Here is a 21,232-nt window from a genome sequence, read left to right on the forward strand (position 1 = left end):
ATTTTACTTCCTTTTTATATTAATTAATGTTTACTTTAGCTATAAGTGACTATGGATTTAACTCTCTATTTTTATTTTACACTTGATATTTGTATTTAAATTATCAGGAAAGTCGCTCAAGAGCGTTCGAATATTAACAAAATTTGACAACTGATTAAAAAATTCATAAAACAGAGGGATTTCTCTCTAATATTATAACACGTCTATGATAAGATACTTTTATCAGTATATATATTTATATCAAAATTTTTAATTACTTACCTTATTTTGTATTCTAAAGGAGATTTATTATTGAAGAAATCACTACTTAAATTCGGATCGCTATTCTTACTTTCCTTACTTGTATTCACCTTTGTTTTTCCTTCTTCTACTATATTAGCACAAGAAGAATCTAGAGATGAAGAAGAAATGGTCGATATCATCGTTAGATACAATGATACAGTTCCTGACGAAAATGAATTAGATCCTGCTTATAAAAATGTACGATCATTAGATATTCTCCCTATCCAAGCAATGACCGTTCCGAAATCAGCAGTCAAAATAATCAGTAGCCAGAAAAATGTTAAAAGGGTCACATATAACCAAGAGGTAGTGACTCCCTCTGAGACTGATACTAGTCGAACGCTTTCTGAATATGACTGGAATAACAACTCAGTTGGTTCTTTTGATGCCTGGGATGAGGGCCTTACTGGAAAAGATATTAAAATAGCTGTTATTGATACAGGATTTTATGATCATGGTGATATAGAATATGCTGGTGGATTCAGTGTGTTTGATGATGATCATCCGTTGGGAGCTGATCCGTGGACTAACGATCATGATGGTCATGGTACTCATGTTGCTGGTATATTAGGGGCTTCTCAACAATCTCCAGCCCACGGTATAGCACCCGACGCTTTAATTTACGGAGTGAAAGTTTACCATCAATCTTTAGGTACTAAAACTTCTTATATGGACTTGTCGTCAGGAATTGACTGGGCAATTAGAAATAATATGGATATTATTAATATTAGTTCAGGATTCCCAAATCATGATTCAACCGTTTCTAAATCTATTGATGTAGCAGTTGATGCTGGTATACTGGTAGTTGCAGCTAACGGAAATTCAACGAGTAGAACTTCTCCCGATTATCCTGCTGCTTATGAAAATGTAATTGGGGTTTCAAATATTAACAGTAATAAAGAACTTGCATTTGATTCTATACCTGCCGGTTTGGAAGGTTTTTCCGCTCCTGGACAGGCGATTTATGGATTATCCAATTCTGGAGGATACGAGAACCGTTCCGGTACTTCTCAAGCTACTCCTCATGTTTCTGGAGTAGCAGCACTTTTAATGCAAAAATATCCGAATGCATCAAGCTCAACTATTAAAGCAATGCTGCAAAGCAATGCTTGGGATCTCGGAGACCCTGGACAGGACAAGCGCTACGGATACGGTCTAGTCCAATATGTCTCTGAAGGAGATTCACAAGACTCTGATGATTCCCAAACTGATAACTCCGGAAATGAATCAGAAGAGCCGAGTGAAACTGATAAAGGCAGTGAGGAAGAAGAACCCGCATCAGATACTCCAGATGATAACGCAGAGAATGAAAATAATAACGAAGACCCTGAAACTGAGAAACCTAGCGAAGAAGAACCCGATAAAGATGACGAGTCTGAAGGTTCTTCAGAAACTGAAGAACCAGCTGATGATTCCGACTCTAGTAATGATCAAGAAGTTGATGTTTCTGAGAATGCTGTATGGATCCGTCCAGACGTAAATGGGAAGTCTGCTATTTTCACGAATGAAGACCTTGAGTCTGTTGCGGATAATGGTGTTCTGGCTGTTTCATTTGATTATGCGATGGATGACATAGAACAACTAGACTTATCAAAAGAGCAGATCAACGAGATCAGAGAACGCAACATCAGCATACTGATTGCTAGACCAGATATCGAATGGTTAATTCCAGCTAATAATTTCCAGCAAGGATACGGTAGTGTTCGCTTTACAAAATCACTTGCTACCAAGCCAGCTCAACAAGATCTGGCTAAAAGTGATCTATATCAATTTGAACTGCTTATCAACGACCAACCCGTTCAGGATTTCGAAGAAGTAATGACTTATCGATTTTTCTCAGATTTAGCAGAAGTTGATCAAGATATGTTGTATCTCTGGAACAAAGAAAAAGAGGCATGGACTGAACTTGGAGATACTTATGTAAACGGTGCTTTAGTTGGTAAAATGAGCCAAGTAGGTATACTAGGAGTATTTAGCCCTTCTGCTTTCGATGGCAGTACTAAAGATGAAGAAAAAGAGGAAGAAAAAGAAAATTCTGAAGAAAAAGAAGAAATCACCGCTACGGAATCAGAATCTGATCCAAGTGGAAGTTCAGATGATCAGGAACAAGAAGTAGATTCTACTCAAGCTGGTCTTTCAGAAACTTCAGACATCCCTTCTCCACTGATTGTGGGAGCTGTCGTTGTTTTACTTTCATTCGGCGGAGGATTTTACTACTTTGGTGGAAAATCAAAATCTTAATAACCTGAAAAAAGTCTTCCAAGAAATATATTTCTTGGAAGACTTTTTTCTATATGGTATTCATTATCTAAAATTATAAGAATTTCTACGTTTCTTTTTATTTCTAAGGAAAAATACAATTGGGTTCAATATACTCAATACAAGAATAGCGAGATAAATATAAAACGTAATCGAATCTCCTTTTAAAGAGAACTCTTCCAAAAACCAATTTTCTGTTACAAGTAATGAACTTGCGAATACTAAATGTGTAACTGAAATCATCAAGATTAAAAACATATTTATTTTTGAATCTCTTCCTCTAGGAATCAGTGACAGAATCAAAAATAGCACTAAAAACCCTAAAACAATATAAAAAATCGGACGTAATTGTGTAAAGACTTCTATATTCGTACCCATTTTCCAGCTCCTTCATTCTTTCAATATTTCCATATTCTCTATTTTACAGAGGAGCGGCAGGAAACACAACATACGTTTCGTACTCTTAAGTTATTAGAGTACAAACCATTCAACTTTATTGTTCTGAACTTGTCCCGCTAGTACTTTGGAACCCTAAATTCCATTCCGGAAAAACTTCTGAAGGATGGATAATTGTGTCAGGGAATTTATTTGATGCTTTATCTGCCTCTTCTCTATTAATATAGAACGTTTCAAGGTAATTTGTGGACTGAGAAGTAAACCCAAGTTCTTCAAATTTTGGATCAACTAGTCTAAAAGACGCTCCCGCCAAGCGACTGGGACCTTCTGTGAATTCTACCTCACCGGTATATCGAAAAGCATATTTATCCCCAATAGCGAAATAATGATTATTCCCTGTTGATCCTAGGTAACGATTTCCGATTTCCTGACTGATTTCTTGTCTTTCATACATATCCAGCTTTTCAAAATCCTCAAGTAAATTCATTCCACGGTATGACTTAACCAATTCTGGGTCTTCCATTATATCTGATCCAAAGATTACCGTTCGATCTCTTATACCTGGATTGATTACCCCAGAGTGAGTGATCCAGGATGCATACATAGTATGCTGAAAATATGAGTATCCAAATATGCCTAACATTAAAATAAGGGTGGTAGACAATCCGATTTTTCTATTTTTATTTTTTTTGTCTGTATAGTAAAACACAAAAATCATACTTGTGAATATGAGTAATGCCAGCACCACAAGAATCGGTAAAACCATTGTATAAAATCGTTCACCACTTATCCAAAAATCATACATTGCTTCTTCTCCTATCTAATTCTTGGCTGATAACTTTTCCTTCCAATAATTAGTCAATAATCTACTTCTACGTATTGCTTTGTATCTTCTTCTTTCAAATCTACAAATAATAACTTTAGATTAACAAATCTATTTACTACCACTTCTTGTATGTAGGAGTTCCTGTAAAAGAAGATGGAACTGTTCCACTTTGAAGATAGATTATCTTTAAACATCTGTCGTTCGCAAGCGTTTCTCTTTCCAGCTGAACGATATCTACTTCATTTAACCCTTGGGTATTTAGCAGAATAAAGAGCAAGCAAAACAACAGATACAACCATATATAATCAATTCTTCTTACTACACTACCTATATTTTGATTTTTTCAATTATCAGTTCTTTTATCATTCAAAGGAATCTTTCGATCAACTAAATGGAAAAATTCCCAATCAATTTATAATTACTACATATTTCTGATAATTTTTATTTTTTTCCTTCTTTCTTAACAATATTCGAGGAGCTTTAATGATTAAATTGTATGACTATTCTGATAGTTTTTTTAATAACCAAGTGTTACAAGCACTATGTTCCGTTCCTTCCAGTGGCTGATTTATTTTGTTAAATCCATATTTCATATAAAGTTTATTTGCTTTATCTAATGATGCAAAAGTTTCAATATACAGCTTCTCATAGTATTGTTTAGCGAATTCCAATGCCTTTTCCATAATTAAATGCGCATACCCATGGCCCTGCTCCGATTCTATAATATACAGCTTTTGTAATTCTCCAATATTTTTATCAGAAGCGAATGGGCCAACCCCACCTCCACCAATGACTTTCCCGTCTTTTTCAAGTACCCAATAGCAAGCATTCGGCTTTTGGTAGACCTCAAATAGATCAAACAAGTAAGGATCATAATAGGCGGTCCCTTTAACTGCTAGACCTTTAAATTCCAGACTCGCTTGCACGATCTCTCCCACTATCTGATTATCTTTCTTTTCGATTTTTCTGATTTTTACTGAAATTGTCACCCACTCCTTTAATTAATGATTATAGGCGACTAATTTTACATGCTCAAGACATATTTTTATAGATAAATGTCTCACTTTGATATACTAATGAATAACAATAACTATCCTACGGGAGGATAAAGATGATTAAATTCGAAAAAGTTTATAAGCGTTATGACGATAAAGCAGTCGTTTCAGACTTTACTTTAGACATTAAAGAAGGTGAATTCTTTGTACTGATTGGCCCTAGCGGCAGCGGAAAAACTACTACATTAAAAATGATCAATCAACTGATTGACTTGTCCGAAGGTTACATACGAATCCAAGGGAAACCGATAAGTGATTTCGATTTACAAGAATTAAGATGGAATATCGGATATGTTTTACAACAAATTGCACTTTTTCCTAATATGACCGTTGAAGAAAACATTTTAATTGTTCCAGAAATGAAAAAGTGGACAAAAGAAGATATGGAAAATCGAGTTGTAGAATTACTGGAAAGTGTAAATATGGATCCAGATAAATACCGGCACAGACATATTTCGGAACTATCCGGAGGGGAACAACAGCGAATTGGTGTTATTCGTGCGTTGACTGCTGACCCTGACATTATCCTGATGGACGAGCCTTTTAGTGCATTAGATCCTATTACTAGAAATAATCTTCAAAAAGATGTACTTAAACTACAACAAAAACTGAAAAAAACTGTCGTTTTTGTTACTCACGACATGCAGGAAGCAATCAGCCTAGGAGACCGAATTTGCCTGATGAATAATGGAAAAATTGAACAAGTCGGCACAGCTGATGAAATTCTCAAAAACCCAGCAAACGATTTTGTTCGTCAATTCCTGCAAACTGGACTTCCTCATTATCAAGAGAAAAAGATAGTTCAGCATTTAATTGAAGAAAACTATTATAGCACTGAAGATATTGTTACTACAGGTATAATTTCTGCATCAGACCCTGTAAATGATTTGATTATTTTGCTTTCAAAACAGGATGCAGTACATGTAGAAACCTCTAATAAACACGCAAAAATTATAATCACCAAAAATAATTTACTCGACTTTCTTGCTTCCGAAGCAGCTTCTTCAAAGGAGGTTGAGGCATAATGAATAATCTGATAGAAACTTTTCAACAGCGTAGTGGTGATTTCTGGACTGCATTAATCGAACATATGCAGCTTTCATTCATTTCCTTGTTAATTGCAGTACTAATCGCAGTTCCTCTAGGAATCGTACTGATTGAACATAAGAGATTAGCAGAACCGATCATTCAAGTTACAGCTATTTTCCAGACAATTCCTTCTCTGGCATTACTGGGCTTGCTAATTCCATTGCTCGGAATTGGAACCGTCCCAGCAGTCATAGCTTTAGTCGTCTACGCTTTGTTGCCCATTTTAAGAAATACGTATACAGGGCTAGTTGAAATTGATCCTGCACTGAACGAAGCAGCAGATGCTATGGGAATGAGTCGCTTCAAAAAACTTCGTAAGGTTCAGATCCCAATTGCTCTACCTGTTATTATGGCAGGAATCAGAACAGGCATGGTACTTATTATTGGTACAGCTACAGTAGCTGCTCTAATTGGTGCTGGTGGATTAGGTAGTTTGATTCTTTTAGGAATCGACCGTGGAAATAACGCATTAATTATTTTAGGGGCGGTTCCAGCAGCTTTATTAGCAGTCTTTTTTGACTGGTTACTCAGTTATCTTCAAAAGACATCTTTCAAAAAAACAATTATTCTACTAAGTTCAGCCCTCTTGCTTTTTTCTGGCATTGTATTTATTCCAATGCTGCTTAATGAAGAAGAGGATATCGTGGTTGCCGGAAAACTAGGACCTGAACCAGAAATTTTAATGAATATGTATAAATTATTGATAGAAAATCAGTCTGATTTAAACGTTAGAGTAGAACCGAACTTTGGTAAAACAACTTTTGTATTTAATGCACTGCAATCTGATGAAATCGATATTTATCCTGAATTTACTGGAACTGTCTTAGCTACTTTCCTTGATGAAATCCCAGAACCTGGCACTACAGAAGAAGATGTGTATGAAAAAGCGAGGACTGGGCTTGATGAAGAATATGATATGCGATTTTTAGAACCGATGGAATATAATAATACTTATGCTTTAGCTGTTCCAAGAGAATTTGCTGAAGAAAATAATTTAGAAACCATTTCCGATCTGGCTCCGATAGCAGATGAAATGAATGCTGGATTTACGATAGAATTTAATGACCGTGAAGATGGATACCAAGGAATACAGGATCTATATGGTCTATCGTTTGGCAATGTACAAACTATGGAACCGCAATTACGTTATACCGCTATCGAACAAGGCGACATAAACGTTATTGATGCGTATAGTACAGATAGTGAACTTGAGCAGTTTGATTTAACCGTACTTGAAGATGATCAGGATCTGTTCCCACCTTATCAAGGTGCACCTCTAATGAAAAACAGCTTATTAGAACAACACCCTGAAGTTGAAGACATCCTCTCCGTTTTAAGTGGTCAAATTACTGATGATCAGATGCGTTCTATGAATTATCAAGTAAACGTTGAAGACCGAACAGCTGAAGATGTGGCTAGAGAGTTTCTGGTTGAAGAAGGATTATTAGAAGAATAAAAGAGAGAACCTTCTCTATCAAACCTAGTGTTGGCGAATATACGTCCCACTAGGTTTTTCCTTTTTATTAGCCAACTTATATCTATTACTTAACCATAAATGAATCTTAATAGATTTCTTCAAAAAACAAGACTGTTCTTTTCGTAAATATATACAATTCAAGAATTATTATTCTAGCTTAAAAAAATATATCAAAAATTTCACAAACAAATCTGGACTTGAATATATAAAAGATGTATCATGTTAAAATAAGATTAGATAAATTAGAATAGGAAGTGTTTAACATGAGGATACATTATAAATCATTAGTTTCAATGAGTGCAGTATTTCTATTAAGTGCCTGCGGCGGAAATGATGAATCTGCAAATTCATCAAATAGTGATTCAGAAGGAGATACACCTTCTGAACAGGTCGTTCATTATACTGCTCCAACAGAGTTATCTACAATGGATACGGTAATGATTACTGATATTAATAGCTCAAACTATTTAGGACAGGTAGTTGAAGGATTATTAAAAATTGATGAAGAAGGAGATCCTGTCCCAGCTATTGCTGCTGATGAAGGAACTGTTTCTGAAGATGGGCTTACTTATACATATACACTTCGTGACGATGTTGTATGGTCTAATGGTGATCCTGTTACGGCTAACGATTTCGTTTTCGCAATGCAGAAGCTTGTCAATCCAGAAACTGGGGCATCATATAGTTATTTAGCAGAAACGATTGAAAACGCGCCAGAAATCATGGCTGGAGAAAAAGACGTCAGTGAATTAGGTGTTACAGCCAATGGTGATCATGAGATCACTTTCAAGCTGACTCAGCCTACTCCTTACTTTAAATATCTATTAGCCTTTACCGCTTTCTTCCCTCAGAATCAAACTTTTGTTGAAGAACAAGGTGATAGATATGGAACTTCTAGCGATACAGTACTAGCAAATGGACCATTTACATTAGAAAACTGGGATGGAACTGGTTTAACTTGGGACTTAGAAAAGAACGAAGATTATTATGCAGCTGATGAAATAATGTTAGATACGATTAATGTCCAAGTTATTAAAGAAACCAGCACGGCAGTTAACTTATTTGAAGCTGGTGAAGTTGATAACGCTCAGCTGACTGGTGATATTGTACAACAGTATGCTGATGATGAAAATGTTGTCGTCCAGAAGAAAGCGAGAACTTCTTATCTAGAATTTAACTGGGACAATGAATATCTTCAAAACGATAAACTAAGAGAAGCAATAGGATTAGTAATCAATACAGATGATTTAGTTAATACTTTATTGGGTGATGGCTCAACTGAAATCGGCGGATTCTTACCAGCTGACTTTGTAACAAATCCATCTACTGGTGAAGATTTCTCTGAAGAAGCAGGATCTTTCCTATCCTATGATCCTGAACGCGCTAAGGAGTTATGGGAAGAAGCAAAATCAGAACTAGGTGTTGACAGCATTTCTCTTTCTTTCCTAGGAGACGATGATGAAAAAAGCAAGAAACTAAGCCAATATATTCAAGGTCAAATCCAAAATAATTTATCAGGTGTTTCTGTTGAATTACGAAATGTACCAAAGAAAAATCGCCTTGAAATATCAGATAATGGAGATTTCGATCTTCTGTTAACTGGCTGGGGAGCTGATTTCTCTGATGCAATTAACTTTATGGATCTAAAGTATAGTGATTCTCCGTACAATAGAGGTAGATATGCAAACTCAGAGTTTGATGCTTTGATTGATAAAGCAAAAACAACAGATGCTAATGATGAGGATAAACGTTGGGAAGATCTTCAACAAGCTCATCAAATTTTGACAGATGACTTTGCCTTTGTTCCTTTGTATCAAGAAGCTGAAACACAACTACGTAACCCCGCTGTTGAAGGAATTATCTTCAACTCAGTTGGTGTCGAGTTTGACCTAAGTCGCGCAAGTATTAAAGACTAATAAACTAAAAAAGATTACAGAAAGTTTCCTTATAAGGAAATTTCTCTGTAATCTTTTTTAATGGTTCACCTATAAATTTTCTACTTAGCAAATTATTAAAGTTCAATCCAATATTTTCCATAAGATTTCTGTTCTTTTTTTCCTGTTTCATAAAGTTTTCCACCACATGAAAGAATCGTTTTGACACTTCCTTGGTTCTCATCGTCGGCCGTAAGCATTACTCTATCAAAGTTTTTTTCTCGGTAACTATCCAATACTAATCTTAACATTGTGGTTGCTATACCTTGGTTTCTGTAATTAGGAGATACACCGTATCCGATATGCCCACCGATTTCTCTCAGATGTTCATTTAGGGCATATCGACAATTGATTGCACCAGCTATTTCTCCATTTTTCATAAATAGAAAATAGGTTTCGGAAGGAACTCTTCCGTTGTTTTCAATTTCATCGGATTTCAACTTTTTCAAAAAGTCATTAAATGCTTTTCCTTTATTATCAGAAGATGTGGGAACGATTTTTTCAGTTTTCCAGCTTTTTATATACTCAATATAGTTAGCTTCCTCTGTTTTTTCTAGTTTCCTAAGTTCCAATTAACCACCTCAAATACTTTGATTAAATTCATCTTTTACAGCTTCCAATAAAGTTGAATCAGTAATTAAATCAATAGCTGTTTGCGTGAAAGCCGCGATGGTTTTTTCCATACCTTCATATGCTTCTTCAGTTTTTGTGCATTCTCTAAATTCTACAGTATGCGCTGATACAGTTTTCCCATTTGTGATTTCAAAATACGGATTGATAGCCGGAACGACTTGGCTTACATTTCCCATATCCATAGAGCCCATTGAGTCCCGCTCTTCTTCTTGCATTTCAACTCCCAGCAGTTTCATATTCTGATTATACCGCTTGGAAAGTGTCTCATTCGTGATCATATTATGGTAGCTTGCCTCGTAGTGGCCCCACTCCATTGTACAGCCTGCAGCCATTGCACCAGCTTCTGCACACTTAATGACTTTTTCTCTTAGTTCATTCAGATAGGGCATATCCATTGCCCGGACATAAAACTCTGCTCTAGTATAGTCAGGAATGATGTTCGCTGCTTCCCCTCCATCCTTAATGACGCCGTGAACACGTGCTGAGGGGTGCATCTGTTGTCTAAATGAGTTGATATTATTAAACGTATTCAAACAAGCATCTAGTGCATTTTTGCCTTCGAATGGAGCAGCTGCTGCATGAGCGGTTTTTCCATAAAAACGAAATTCGATTGCTTCCATTGCCATAGATGTACCACTAGTATAGTACCCGTCTGAAGGATGTGTACAGAATGCCACGTCAATATCATCAAATGTATCTGCTGCTGCCATTGTTACTTTATCTCCATTGGTTTCTTCAGCAGGCGTCCCTAAAACAACAACTGTTCCGCCAATTTCATCCACTAATTTAGATAAAGCAATTCCTGCTCCCGTATCAGTAGATCCTAATAAGTTGTGCCCGCATCCATGACCAATGCCAGGAAGCGCATCGTATTCAGAAAGATATGCAATGGCCGGTCCTTCTTTTTCTCCTTTATAGATAGCTCTAAAGGCTGTCTCTACTCCTAAATAAGGGTATTCGACTTCAAATCCATGATTTTTCAGAAGTTCTACATGGGCTTTTGATGAAAGGAATTCTTCATGACCCAACTCTGGATGTTCATATATGTATTCACTTAATTCTTGTAGTTCTGGTCGTAAATCCCTAATTATATTTTGAATTTTTTCTGTATATTTTTCAGCCATTTGATCCACACCGTTTCCTATAATTTATTAATCATTCTAGACTTAACAAACCTAATAGTCAATATACAATTATTCTATCTTTAACCTATATTGAAAATTTATACAATTTTTAATCAGAAAACAAATAGATATAGCTTTACTAGAAAAATCTGCAGAAATATTATCAAAAATCCAGTAACAATGATCATACCTACTGTTGCATCATGATTCAGTGGTTTAAAGGTCTTGTTACTAAAGAAATAAAATGTTCCGATTGTAGCGGGCCAAGTCGTAATGACTTGTAACAGAAATTTCATCATTTCAAAACTTCCCATCAACTGAGCAACAATCGTTCTGATAACGATCCATAATGTAAATAGTACAAGAGCCAGCCATAACGTGAACTTTATATTTTTTATTACCTTAATCCTCTTAAAAAATTTTATACCATTACTGATTACTATGTTTTTATTATAAAAACCACTATACTGAATATCGCATTAATTTATATTGTTTCTAGAAACTCGCCCACCGTAAGTTACTTAGAATGAATTATGCACTTTAAACTAGCACTTTAATTTCTTAATAAGTTTTTGCTTTTTCATCATTATAATTAAAACTTACCATAAATGGATATAATTGTTAATCAAGTCTATTCAAGGTTATTATGTATATTGCATAGTAATTCATTTATTTTCAATTCATTATTTTCGTATTTAATACTAAAGTTATTAACAAAAAGTACAGCGACCCAGCTGCTGCTTTTGGATCACTGTACTTCATTATATTTTATTATCAGTTAAAACTCGTCTTCTTCATCTATTTCCAAATCATCTTCTTCATCTTTCAAAGACCATTCTATAGTACTTTGTTTACTAGTATCTAATATTGCAGTTATGGCACTTTCAATTGAGGAATCAATCATTTTCTGATTAATGGCTTCCAGCAACATTGGTAAATTAACACCGGTTATAATCGTGGTTTTATTTTGAATTTCTATTGGTAAAGAGCGAATTGCAAGTGTAGATTGATTATACGGACTCGCTCCAAATAAGTCAGTAAAAATAATCACACCTTCATTTTTATTTACCTTATTAATTCCTTTTGTTATCTTCTCTTGTAGTATTGAAACGTCATCTTGTTGTTCTAGACTTATAGGTACTATATCATCAGTACCCCCTATTATCAGTTCTGCAGCATCTATTATCCCTTTACTCATTTTTCCATGCGCAGCCACAACTATTCCAATCATAAATAATTACCTCCTTATTATTTTTTCTAAAAAATCAAATGCCATATTCATATTCGCTTCATTTATTTCTTTCTGTTTTAGACTATCTCTTTCTAACTGAAAAGATTGATCATTTTTTTTCATACTGGTTAAAATCAGTACATTTTTAACATCAGTAATCTTTTTCTCAACTTGAATAATAGGACTATCTAAAACAAATAATTGTTTATTCTTACTGATCTGATACATTGGTTGGTCTGCTCCTACACTGTCTAATAAATAGATCTCTCCTTGGCAGTTTTGAATTAATTCATCTAATCCTGCTTGATTATATGTGCCTGAATCTAATAGAGCGAAAGCCATTTCTTTAGTATGGTACTGATTCATAAACTGAAGTAATAACAGCAGTGACGAGGTATTTCTAACTGAATTATTTTTTTCCGGCCAACCTGTTGATATTTTTTTTAAAATAATAAAGTAAAAAGCGTAAAATAAAGTAGTGAGTATAGAAGGTAATGATACAAAGTTATAGACTTGATAAATTGGTATTCCCACAAAAAGCGTAAATAATAGACCAATTCCTAAAAAAATAATCGATTGAATCGCTATTGATTTCACTGTATTTTTTTTATTCAACTTATATTCATTTAAATGATAGGATTTGTGTTGTGATATGGGCGTATCATAATAGGTACAAATTATTTTTTTTGCTTTTTTTATATTCCCAACATATATATTCTTCCCATAATTATTTTGTCCAAATGGATGTACATACGCTTTTTTGCCTAACTTTTCTAAGTCAAACAATATACTATCTATAAATTTCCCTTTTTGTTTGTCCGTTTGTCTTGTACCTAATATATAGTTGTATCTGATAAACCAATCTTTCTGTAGCTCTTCACTCTCCATATACAATCACCCTTTTTTACATCTTTATATACCAAATTTTGCTAATACATCTTTTAAACTAGTTTTTGGAGAAGAAGGCGTTGCTTGAAAATAAATATTTTCAACTCCATACTCTTCATTCAATTCCTTTAGTTTTAATGCGTCTTCTTTATTTAAATAAACAGATTTAGTTACTAAAATATCTTTTTCAGGGTTCTTTTGTGCAATTCCACCGATATTTATTTCTTTCATCGGAATTCCGTATTTAACTAGTTCATACATTGTGTTTACTGTTTTAGCTATTAAAATACTACTATATTCTTTAAACTCGAATTCATCCCAGTAATATTTACATTTTTCTAAAGTCATTACCACTGTTTTTTGTCCCGTTCGACTTCCAGCACTTTTGTATAGGCTTTTCATAAATTTATCTTTTGCGACAACATCATCTACTACAAATATTGAATTTACATTGTTCCTTTTTGAAAGTGTCACCATCACCTGTCCATGAATCAAACGTTCATCTACTCTTGCTAAATTTACTTCTCCCATAATTCTCTCCCATCCTCTTTCATAATATAGTTACTTTTTACAAAATACCGACTGCAGCCAGTACAATCAAAATTCCTGTTAGCCATAGTAACGCACGAGTAACCTTCAATCCTTTTTTACTGTAATAATAGTAAACACCCAAGACTACAACCAGCGGTAACAACCCTGGGACTATAGAATCTAAAGTTTCTTGTAAAACAAAAGGCCTTCCAGAAATTTCAAATGATAATGAAGAGGAGACTTGTACATAGTTTCCAGCAAGTATCCCCATCATAAATAATCCGAGAATAGATAACAATTCGATAGCATTCTGAACTCCAGCACTTTCCATCAAACTGGTAGCATTTCTACCTGTTGAGAAGCCTTGTCGTGCAAAAAATAACCCAATCAGAACTTGATACAATGCAAACCCAATAAAGGGGAATAATGAACCAAGGGGATTCCCATTTTGTGCCCAGGGAATAGCAATAGCAATAAAAATATACTGAATTGTCCCTGAATCGATCGAATCTCCTATACCTGCTAAAGCCCCCATCAACCCAGCTTTAGTGTTATACATCAAGTCATCTGTCATCGTAATTTCTTTATGCTCATGTTCTTGTTTTGCCCGTTCCTGCTCCATCGAAGACATTAATCCAGTAATAATGCCTCCACCCCAAGTTAACTGAGTATTAAAGAAGAGTAATTGTCTTTCATAAGCATCTCTCAATTTGTCGTCATCTTTATATAATTTTCTTAAAACAGGCATCATCGCCCATAATAGCGATGGTGCCAAATATCTTTCGAAAGAATGTGGGATTTCATTAGCGAAATGCCAGCGTAAATAGGCTTTTGATACATCTTTATGTGTAATTTCTTCGGGATTGTTTGTAGTGTTTGATAATGTAGATTGATTATTATCCATTTTTTCCATCCTCTCTTAGATAATATTAAAAGTCATCGTCGTCTTCGTCGTCATCAAATTCATTTGTCACAGGGGTATTTGTAGTAGTAGCTGCACTTGTATTGCTTTTTGCTAAAACAAATATAGCCGCTATTAATGTTCCAATAATTGCATAAGTAACCATTGTAACGCCTAAATCTTGAAAAATAACACTCATAAAGTAAGCAGCTAAAAAGAAAACAATGTACTCTTTACGCCCAATGACATATATAGTTGTTGCAATACCAATGGCAGCTAGTCCTCCTCCAACAACTTCTAGAATGTGTAATATAACTGTCCCTTCTAAAGCGGCTATGACGTCAGCAATAACTGGCGCGCCCCAAAATAGTGCGATAAAAACTAAAGGTACAAATAATAAAAGTGATGCAATCGTTGGATAAATTATAACGCTTCTCGTTATTCCTGAATGATCTAGCTGCGCAACTGCTCTGTCTGTTCTTTTTCCAAGGAATGTATTGATAAAAAATCTAAACTGATATAGATAGGTTCCCAATAATCCTACCGGCACTGCAATAGCAATGGCTGCTTCAGGCTGTAAATTCCCGAGTAATGCTACTGGTACTGCAATTGCCGCTGCAATTGATGGCTCTGAAGGCATGGTACCCCCTGGAGAAAATACTCCCATATAAATTAACTGAATAGCTGCAGTGACTATCATAGCATCTGCCACATTTCCCATTACGATACCCACAACTAAACCAGTCATTAATGGAGAAAATCGCAGCATTAATGTCGCTCCGCCTAAAAAGGAACGAGACATTACAGCTCCTACCCATAGAGCAATTATTAAGCTTTGCCAAACTGTTAGCGTTTCCATAATTGTTTATCTCCTCACTTGTTAATATAATTTTCTAATTCGTTCAATGCCTTGCTTAATTTTTCTTCATTTATTTCAATTGGAAGTAAATGTACTTTTTTCTTTTTATTAATTAAGTAAATAATTTCTTTCTGTTTTTCTTTTGATAAAGGGTAAACATTCATTTCAGTTAAACTCTTCGGTAAATTCAAACTGGTATAAAAGGGAATCAACTCATCAATCACTTCCCATTCCCCTTCAAGAGCTAATTGAAACAAGATACCATATGCTACTTTTTCTCCATGTAAAAAATCATGTAATTCAGGTAAAGAAGCAGACAACGCGTCATGCATCGAATGCGCTACAGTGTTTCTTGCATATTTGCCTCCTAACCCTCCTACCAGTCCAGCAATTCCTATCACTATTTCAGATACATGTAAGAATTCTTTTGATGCTACTCCATTTTTCATATCTAAAATAGCTGTATTTGCTTCTGATAATATTTTATTTTTACACATTAAAGCAGCATACCTAGCCATATCTGCAAAAGGTTCCTCAATAAATTTTTGTTGTTCTAAAATCATATCTGATTCATACCATTTAGCAAGGGTATCTGCAATTCCAGCTATAAAATAATTTACAGGTGCATCAATAACTAGCTTGGGATTAATCAGTAAAAAAACTGCTTGTCTATTTACATGTTCAGTTTTACCTTCTGCTAGTCCATTTTCTTTATACATAACAGATAACGGAGTCCAAGATGCACAATTGCTAGCAAGTGTAGGAATAACTCCAAAAGGCACATTAGCTAAATGACAGGTATATAAAGTTAAATCAGCCAATTTGCCTCCGCCTACTCCTATTACAAAATCAATATTTTTTGAATTAATTATGTTCGCTAATCGTTCACCTTCTGAGTAACTACATTCCCCACTATATTCTTGATAGTATAATTCATACTGATCAGGAAAAACTTTTTTTAAAAAAGGTTGAGCTTTTGTCCATGAAATAGTCCCGTGAATAATTAGTATTCGTCTAGGTTTATATTCATTTAAAATATTTGGAATAAATTCAAAAGCATCTTCATTATATCTATAAAATTGAGGCCCAACTTTTACACTCAAATCTATACTCATATCACACTACTCCATTCAAAATTCCATTCTCTTTCTGTACAGCACAATAAGGTAATTGATTGTTCAAGATATCCTCACAATCATTCACACACTTTGTTCCCATACCTTCGAGACACTCCAATGTATAAGCGGAAGTATGCGGAGTGACGATAACGTTTTCAAATTTTAAGTAAGCATGGTTAGATCTTCCAGGTTCAACCTCTAATACATCTGTTGCAAACCCTGCTATTTTTTTAGATTTTATTGCTTCTACTAGGGCCTGTTCATTAATTAATGCTCCCCTGGCAGTATTGGAAATAAAGACATTATTTTTCATTTTGCTTAATTCTTCAGTAGATATCATATGGAAATTATCTTTATTTAAACTAGCACATAAGCAAATAACATCTGATTCTTTAAGTAACTTATCTAAATCGACTTTTTTTGCTCCAAATCTCTTTAATTCTAAGTCTGTTTTATATGGATCATATCCTAAGACCTCACATCTATAGCCATAATGTAGAATTTCTGCAACTCTACTACCAATATTCCCTATTCCAATTACCCCGACCGTTTTATCACTCAATCCTCTTCCAGTAAATTCCGCCCGGTTTTCCCACTTATCTTCTAAAACATTTTTATAAGATTCTGTTGTGCGGCGCATTACCGCTAATAGGTTTGTAATATTATTTTCAGCAACTGCATCTCTCTCTATTAAAGGGGGAACAATGCTAACTATAGTATTGTGCCTTTTAGCTGCTTCTAAATCTATATTGTTAAACCCTATCCCATGTCTGGTTATTAAATTCAAATCATCTTTATTTTCAAAAAATTCACTAGTGAAGAAAGGCGTTACACTAGCTATGATTATGTTATATCCTTTTAGTTTTTCAGCAAGGTCTTTCCCTTTAATATCGCTCTCAAACTCAAACCGTTTGACTTCTCCTAATTTTTCCAATCTCTTAAGATGCTCAGGAAAAACCCTTCCAAAGCTACTGGAATTTACGATAGCTATTTTATTACCCATTTGCTTTCCTCCTTACTTTTCAATGACCTTGTGTCCACCAAAACCATTTCGCATACTTGCTACTACTTTTGCTGAAAAACTATCATTAATTTTTGTTGAATTCCTAGCAAATAAAGCATTAGAAATCGCAGGAACTGGAATCCCTAAGCGTAATGCTTCTTCAATTGTCCATTTACCTTCTCCACTAGCATCGACGATTCCTTTTATCTTATTCAGTTTTGGATCTTCAGAAAAACTTTCTTCTATCAATTCAATTAACCAAGAACGGATAACAGAACCATGATTCCAAACAGAGGCCACTTCTTTATGATTGAATTCAAACTCACTCGCTTCTAAAATATCGAATCCTTCTCCAATAGATTGCATCATTCCATATTCAACTCCATTATGGACCATTTTCAAATAATGGCCGCTCCCAGCTTTACCAGTATATAAATATCCTTTTTCACATGAAATTTTCTCAAATAATGATTCCACTTCATCGAATACTTCTTTATCGCCTCCAATCATTAGACATGCTCCATAACGAGCTCCTTCCATTCCTCCAGAGGTTCCACAATCTAAAAATCTTATACCCTTTTCTTTAGCAATACTATAATTATTCATACTATCTTTATAATTTGAGTTTCCACTATCAATCAAGATATCTTCAGGACTTAGCAAAATACTTAAATCATTTACTAGCTGATTCGTTATTTTCCCTGCTGGAGTACTTAATAAAATTATTTTTCTTTTTTCGAGAGATTCAAATAGTTCTTCTAATGAGTCAACTATATGTAATCCTTGTTTTCTACCCTTTTCTTTTACTTCATCCGACAAATCATAACCAACGCTGTCTACATCACTCTCCTTTAAATTCAGCAAAAGATTCATGCCCATCTTACCTAATCCTATAATGCCTATTTTCAACTCGGCTCCTCCTTTATTTAATATATATATATCATACATAAAATATTATTTATTGTAAACACTTACAAATAAAAAATATTTTTTATTTGTATTTTATAGTATACTTTCCTTATGATATATATTAATCAACAAACTTATTCTATTAACGGAGGACCTAATCATGCCACATAATTATTTGCAAAAACTTTTGTTTCCAAGAAGAAAACATTTTAATGACACTGAAAATTTAATAGCCGACCATCTTCTTAAATTAGGAGGGGATGTTGTTAATAAAACATTGAGTAGCCTTTCAGAAGAAATAGGCGTATCAGAAGCAACAATATTTAAATTTGTTAAAAAGATTGGATTCGAGGGATTTCAGAATTTCAAAATTTCTGTTGCTTCAAATTTTAGAGAAAATATTCCATACGAGGGTGAATTGACCGCTTTTACAGATATCAGCAAAAATGATAGCGCTCTAGTTATGGCTCAAAAAGTCGTTAACTCTAGTCAAGAGTCTTTAGAAGATCTAATTAATTCTCTCACTGAAAAAGAACTATTAGATGCTTTAGAAATTATTAATTCCTCAGAAACTATTCACTTTTTTGGACAAGGTGCTTCTTCAGTCGTTGCTTTTGATAGTTATCACAAGTTTTTACGTACAAACTTTCAATGCAATTATATTTTTGATTACCATATGCAACTTAGCTATGCCACTAAGCTCACTCAAAAAGATTGTGTATTTCTTTTTTCACATTCCGGGAAAACAAACGAAACAATTGAAGTTGCAAAAATTTTAAGAAAAAATGGCGTAAAGATTATATCACTTACTGGAAATCCAAATTCTAAATTAGTAAAAATTTCTGATATATCTTTTGTTATTTATTCTGAAGAATCTACTTTTCGATCTGAAACCTTAACTTCTCGAATTCTCTATTTGACGTTGATAGATATTTTATATGTTAATGTTATGTATCATAATGAAGCTGAAAATAAGAAGTCTCTTGATAAGATAAGAAATGCATTAAATGTGACAAAAACTGGAGGATGATTTTATGGTTATTAAGGCAATCGTATGTGATATGGATGGCACACTGCTCAACTCAGATAATAATATAGATCTACAAACTTTAAACAAATTGAAAGAACTGCAAAAAACGGGAATTCGACTTATACTAGCTAGCGGCAGAAGTTATATACGACTACTACCCCATGCACGTAGTTTAGATATGAATATTTATGATGGAATAATTATTGATGTAAATGGCACTTCAATTTATGATGTAGGTTCGAAGAAACGAAATAGACTTGGAATTTTAGAATCAGATCAGATTAGAAAAATAAATGAATTCTTTTCTCTATTTAACGTAGAAATTCAATACAGCCAAGATGATACCATATATACGTATTTACCCGAAAATATTTATAAGCTTAAAAAAAATATTCGTGGAGAAATGAAACTGCCAGAAGATTACCCATGGATGGGAGGAATGTATGGGTGGTTATGTGATACCCGAGATGGCTATCCTAATCAATATATGATTCGGAATCTGAACGACTCTCCTAGTTTCTGTAATAAAATTTCTATTGTTCAAGATCCTCACTATATGACATTTTTAAAAGATACTATAGCAGGTCATTCTTTTCTTACAGACTACGAGACCGTTTTTTCTGATGAAAGAAAAATGGAAATTACAAATAGACACGTAACAAAAGGCAATGCCTTGAATCTCTTTCAAAAAAAATATAATATTGGTAACGAAGAATTATTGGTTTTTGGGGATAGTGAAAATGATATTTCGATGTTTAAAGACAAAAAATATTCAATAGCTATGAAAAACGCATTACCTTCAGCTAAACAAAAAGCAAACTTCCATGCAGACGACCACAATAATGCAGGCATTTTTAAGATGCTCACTCAGTTTGAAAAAGAGGGGCTCTTTCAAGGCCTTTCAGTTAAATAACCCTTTATTTAAAAAAATATTGATAAGACAGATGCGATTACAATATCAAGAGAGACGAATATTATTGAAGTAAGCCCTAACCAGTCTATCGTTTTTTCTAATCTTGACCGTGTTATATTAGCTGACTTTGAAATTTGTCTCTCTTCATTAATTTTTATCCCTAAAAGTATAAGGACAAAAATCGAACTGATCGTTACTGGTTGTAAAAGCCTTCCTCATTAAAATAGGCATAAATGATTAAAGCAATCCATACCAGTATCGTAAGACCTCTAAGTACATACCCTTTATCCATTAGACTACTCCTCTTCTCTAATAGCAATGAGACTTATTTGCTTAAGTTCATTATAGTTTTTTTAGTATTCTATACTTCCTTTTACTAGTAGAAAACGATAAATGAATATTCAAATTCTTTCTACATAAATTCCTGAACAATAAAAATATTTACTTATGTATAAAATATACTATAAAACATAATAAAATGTAACTGAGACAAAAGTCTTCATTGTCTAAAATTTGAAGTGTCGGAAACCAAGAACACCATGAAATCAAAATTTGATTTTGATTTCTAGCTCGTTTGCTCTCAGTCTCTATCTTTATTGTTACGCAGACCAATTTCTCTAAAAATAGATACTTTGCTTAAGTATAGAAATCTGACTGAGATGAGCTGCTTTTATCTGGCAACTGAGTGGAGATCTCTTAGTGGGTTGATTAATATGCTGCTTCTATCTGGCAACTGAGTGGAGATCTCTTAGTGAGTTAATTGATATGCTGCTT

Annotated in this window: 20 protein-coding genes; 6 read left to right on the forward strand and 14 right to left on the reverse strand. The window is 34.1% G+C overall.

Annotated features, from left to right (window positions below):
- Positions 1-291: 291 nt before the first annotated feature.
- Positions 292-2,523, forward strand: a complete 2,232-nt coding sequence (locus BM212_RS01570) for a S8 family peptidase (protein ID WP_091895656.1) — start codon at positions 292-294, stop codon at positions 2,521-2,523.
- Positions 2,524-2,586: 63 nt separating this feature from the next.
- Here the strand turns inward: BM212_RS01570 and BM212_RS01575 are convergent, their stop codons facing one another.
- The 3 genes from BM212_RS01575 to BM212_RS01585 form a co-directional block, all read right to left on the reverse strand.
- Positions 2,587-2,919, reverse strand: a complete 333-nt coding sequence (locus BM212_RS01575; RefSeq protein WP_091895659.1) for a hypothetical protein — start codon at positions 2,917-2,919, stop codon at positions 2,587-2,589.
- Positions 2,920-3,034: 115 nt separating this feature from the next.
- Entirely contained in the window at positions 3,035-3,742 is a 708-nt protein-coding gene (locus tag BM212_RS01580) for a hypothetical protein (protein ID WP_091895662.1), read from the reverse strand.
- Positions 3,743-4,263: 521 nt separating this feature from the next.
- Positions 4,264-4,752: a GNAT family N-acetyltransferase gene (locus BM212_RS01585; RefSeq protein WP_091895665.1), complete on the reverse strand. Its 489-nt coding sequence runs from the start codon at positions 4,750-4,752 to the stop codon at positions 4,264-4,266.
- Positions 4,753-4,874: 122 nt separating this feature from the next.
- Between BM212_RS01585 and BM212_RS01590 the strand changes: the two genes are divergently transcribed.
- The 3 genes from BM212_RS01590 to BM212_RS01600 all read left to right on the forward strand — a co-directional run bounded on the left by BM212_RS01590 (position 4,875) and on the right by BM212_RS01600 (position 9,300).
- Positions 4,875-5,843: an ABC transporter ATP-binding protein gene (locus BM212_RS01590; protein ID WP_091895668.1), complete on the forward strand. Its 969-nt coding sequence runs from the start codon at positions 4,875-4,877 to the stop codon at positions 5,841-5,843.
- Positions 5,843-7,363, forward strand: coding sequence for an ABC transporter permease/substrate-binding protein (locus BM212_RS01595; RefSeq protein WP_091895671.1), 1,521 nt, complete (start codon positions 5,843-5,845; stop codon positions 7,361-7,363). The genes BM212_RS01590 and BM212_RS01595 overlap by 1 nt, the downstream gene beginning before the upstream one ends.
- A gap of 284 nt (positions 7,364-7,647) precedes the next feature.
- Positions 7,648-9,300: a peptide ABC transporter substrate-binding protein gene (locus BM212_RS01600; protein ID WP_072693847.1), complete on the forward strand. Its 1,653-nt coding sequence runs from the start codon at positions 7,648-7,650 to the stop codon at positions 9,298-9,300.
- Positions 9,301-9,395: 95 nt separating this feature from the next.
- Here BM212_RS01600 and BM212_RS01605 read toward each other — a convergent pair whose 3' ends face one another.
- From BM212_RS01605 to gnd, 11 genes are all read right to left on the reverse strand, one after another.
- Entirely contained in the window at positions 9,396-9,890 is a 495-nt protein-coding gene (locus BM212_RS01605) for a GNAT family N-acetyltransferase (protein ID WP_072693846.1), read from the reverse strand.
- 9 nt (positions 9,891-9,899) lie between these two features.
- Positions 9,900-11,075 carry a M20 family metallopeptidase gene (locus tag BM212_RS01610; RefSeq protein WP_072695956.1) on the reverse strand — a complete coding sequence of 392 codons (1,176 nt, stop codon included), beginning with the start codon at positions 11,073-11,075 and terminating at the stop codon, positions 9,900-9,902.
- Between the two features lie 113 nt (positions 11,076-11,188).
- Positions 11,189-11,374 carry a hypothetical protein gene (locus tag BM212_RS01615; RefSeq protein WP_091895674.1) on the reverse strand — a complete coding sequence of 62 codons (186 nt, stop codon included), beginning with the start codon at positions 11,372-11,374 and terminating at the stop codon, positions 11,189-11,191.
- A gap of 479 nt (positions 11,375-11,853) precedes the next feature.
- On the reverse strand, positions 11,854-12,306 hold the full coding sequence (locus BM212_RS01620; RefSeq protein WP_072693844.1) for a PTS sugar transporter subunit IIA: 453 nt from the start codon (positions 12,304-12,306) through the stop codon (positions 11,854-11,856).
- A 6-nt stretch (positions 12,307-12,312) separates the two neighbouring features.
- Entirely contained in the window at positions 12,313-13,194 is an 882-nt protein-coding gene (locus BM212_RS01625) for a hypothetical protein (protein WP_072693843.1), read from the reverse strand.
- A gap of 24 nt (positions 13,195-13,218) precedes the next feature.
- Positions 13,219-13,725: a PTS sugar transporter subunit IIB gene (locus BM212_RS01630; protein ID WP_072693842.1), complete on the reverse strand. Its 507-nt coding sequence runs from the start codon at positions 13,723-13,725 to the stop codon at positions 13,219-13,221.
- Positions 13,726-13,762: 37 nt separating this feature from the next.
- Positions 13,763-14,629 carry a PTS system mannose/fructose/sorbose family transporter subunit IID gene (locus tag BM212_RS01635; RefSeq protein ID WP_091895677.1) on the reverse strand — a complete coding sequence of 289 codons (867 nt, stop codon included), beginning with the start codon at positions 14,627-14,629 and terminating at the stop codon, positions 13,763-13,765.
- A gap of 25 nt (positions 14,630-14,654) precedes the next feature.
- Positions 14,655-15,485, reverse strand: a complete 831-nt coding sequence (locus tag BM212_RS01640; RefSeq protein WP_072693840.1) for a PTS mannose/fructose/sorbose/N-acetylgalactosamine transporter subunit IIC — start codon at positions 15,483-15,485, stop codon at positions 14,655-14,657.
- 14 nt (positions 15,486-15,499) lie between these two features.
- Positions 15,500-16,600 carry an iron-containing alcohol dehydrogenase family protein gene (locus BM212_RS01645; RefSeq protein ID WP_072693839.1) on the reverse strand — a complete coding sequence of 367 codons (1,101 nt, stop codon included), beginning with the start codon at positions 16,598-16,600 and terminating at the stop codon, positions 15,500-15,502.
- A 1-nt stretch (position 16,601) separates the two neighbouring features.
- Complete coding sequence (locus BM212_RS01650; protein ID WP_072693838.1) at positions 16,602-17,606, reverse strand: D-isomer specific 2-hydroxyacid dehydrogenase family protein; 1,005 nt, start codon at positions 17,604-17,606, stop codon at positions 16,602-16,604.
- A 12-nt stretch (positions 17,607-17,618) separates the two neighbouring features.
- Positions 17,619-18,554, reverse strand: coding sequence for a phosphogluconate dehydrogenase (NAD(+)-dependent, decarboxylating) (gene gnd / locus BM212_RS01655; protein WP_425434160.1), 936 nt, complete (start codon positions 18,552-18,554; stop codon positions 17,619-17,621).
- Between the two features lie 121 nt (positions 18,555-18,675).
- On the opposite strand from gnd, the gene BM212_RS01660 reads away from it, so the two are divergent.
- Together BM212_RS01660 and BM212_RS01665 are read left to right on the forward strand one after the other, a co-directional pair.
- Positions 18,676-19,545: a MurR/RpiR family transcriptional regulator gene (locus tag BM212_RS01660; protein WP_091895684.1), complete on the forward strand. Its 870-nt coding sequence runs from the start codon at positions 18,676-18,678 to the stop codon at positions 19,543-19,545.
- Positions 19,546-19,549: 4 nt separating this feature from the next.
- On the forward strand, positions 19,550-20,458 hold the full coding sequence (locus BM212_RS01665) for an HAD family hydrolase (RefSeq protein ID WP_091895687.1): 909 nt from the start codon (positions 19,550-19,552) through the stop codon (positions 20,456-20,458).
- The last annotated feature ends 774 nt before the right edge of the window (positions 20,459-21,232 follow it).

The sequence above is a fragment of the Marinilactibacillus piezotolerans genome, from assembly GCF_900114235.1.
GTDB lineage: Bacteria > Bacillota > Bacilli > Lactobacillales > Carnobacteriaceae_A > Marinilactibacillus > Marinilactibacillus piezotolerans.

Excerpts from the sequence above, each read along its gene's own strand:
- BM212_RS01665 (WP_091895687.1), top strand. The coding sequence starts at position 19,550 with ATGGTTATTAAGGCAATCGTATGTGATATGGATGGCACACTGCTCAAC.
- BM212_RS01615 (WP_091895674.1), bottom strand. The coding sequence starts at position 11,374 with ATGATGAAATTTCTGTTACAAGTCATTACGACTTGGCCCGCTACAATC.
- BM212_RS01595 (WP_091895671.1), top strand. The coding sequence starts at position 5,843 with ATGAATAATCTGATAGAAACTTTTCAACAGCGTAGTGGTGATTTCTGG.
- BM212_RS01630 (WP_072693842.1), bottom strand. The coding sequence starts at position 13,725 with ATGGGAGAAGTAAATTTAGCAAGAGTAGATGAACGTTTGATTCATGGA.
- BM212_RS01640 (WP_072693840.1), bottom strand. The coding sequence starts at position 15,485 with ATGGAAACGCTAACAGTTTGGCAAAGCTTAATAATTGCTCTATGGGTA.
- BM212_RS01635 (WP_091895677.1), bottom strand. The coding sequence starts at position 14,629 with ATGGATAATAATCAATCTACATTATCAAACACTACAAACAATCCCGAA.
- BM212_RS01625 (WP_072693843.1), bottom strand. The coding sequence starts at position 13,194 with ATGGAGAGTGAAGAGCTACAGAAAGATTGGTTTATCAGATACAACTAT.
- BM212_RS01600 (WP_072693847.1), top strand. The coding sequence starts at position 7,648 with ATGAGGATACATTATAAATCATTAGTTTCAATGAGTGCAGTATTTCTA.
- BM212_RS01580 (WP_091895662.1), bottom strand. The coding sequence starts at position 3,742 with ATGTATGATTTTTGGATAAGTGGTGAACGATTTTATACAATGGTTTTA.
- BM212_RS01620 (WP_072693844.1), bottom strand. The coding sequence starts at position 12,306 with ATGATTGGAATAGTTGTGGCTGCGCATGGAAAAATGAGTAAAGGGATA.
- BM212_RS01590 (WP_091895668.1), top strand. The coding sequence starts at position 4,875 with ATGATTAAATTCGAAAAAGTTTATAAGCGTTATGACGATAAAGCAGTC.
- BM212_RS01575 (WP_091895659.1), bottom strand. The coding sequence starts at position 2,919 with ATGGGTACGAATATAGAAGTCTTTACACAATTACGTCCGATTTTTTAT.
- BM212_RS01610 (WP_072695956.1), bottom strand. The coding sequence starts at position 11,075 with ATGGCTGAAAAATATACAGAAAAAATTCAAAATATAATTAGGGATTTA.
- gnd (WP_425434160.1), bottom strand. The coding sequence starts at position 18,554 with ATGTATGATATATATATATTAAATAAAGGAGGAGCCGAGTTGAAAATA.
- BM212_RS01645 (WP_072693839.1), bottom strand. The coding sequence starts at position 16,600 with ATGAGTATAGATTTGAGTGTAAAAGTTGGGCCTCAATTTTATAGATAT.
- BM212_RS01660 (WP_091895684.1), top strand. The coding sequence starts at position 18,676 with ATGCCACATAATTATTTGCAAAAACTTTTGTTTCCAAGAAGAAAACAT.
- BM212_RS01650 (WP_072693838.1), bottom strand. The coding sequence starts at position 17,606 with ATGGGTAATAAAATAGCTATCGTAAATTCCAGTAGCTTTGGAAGGGTT.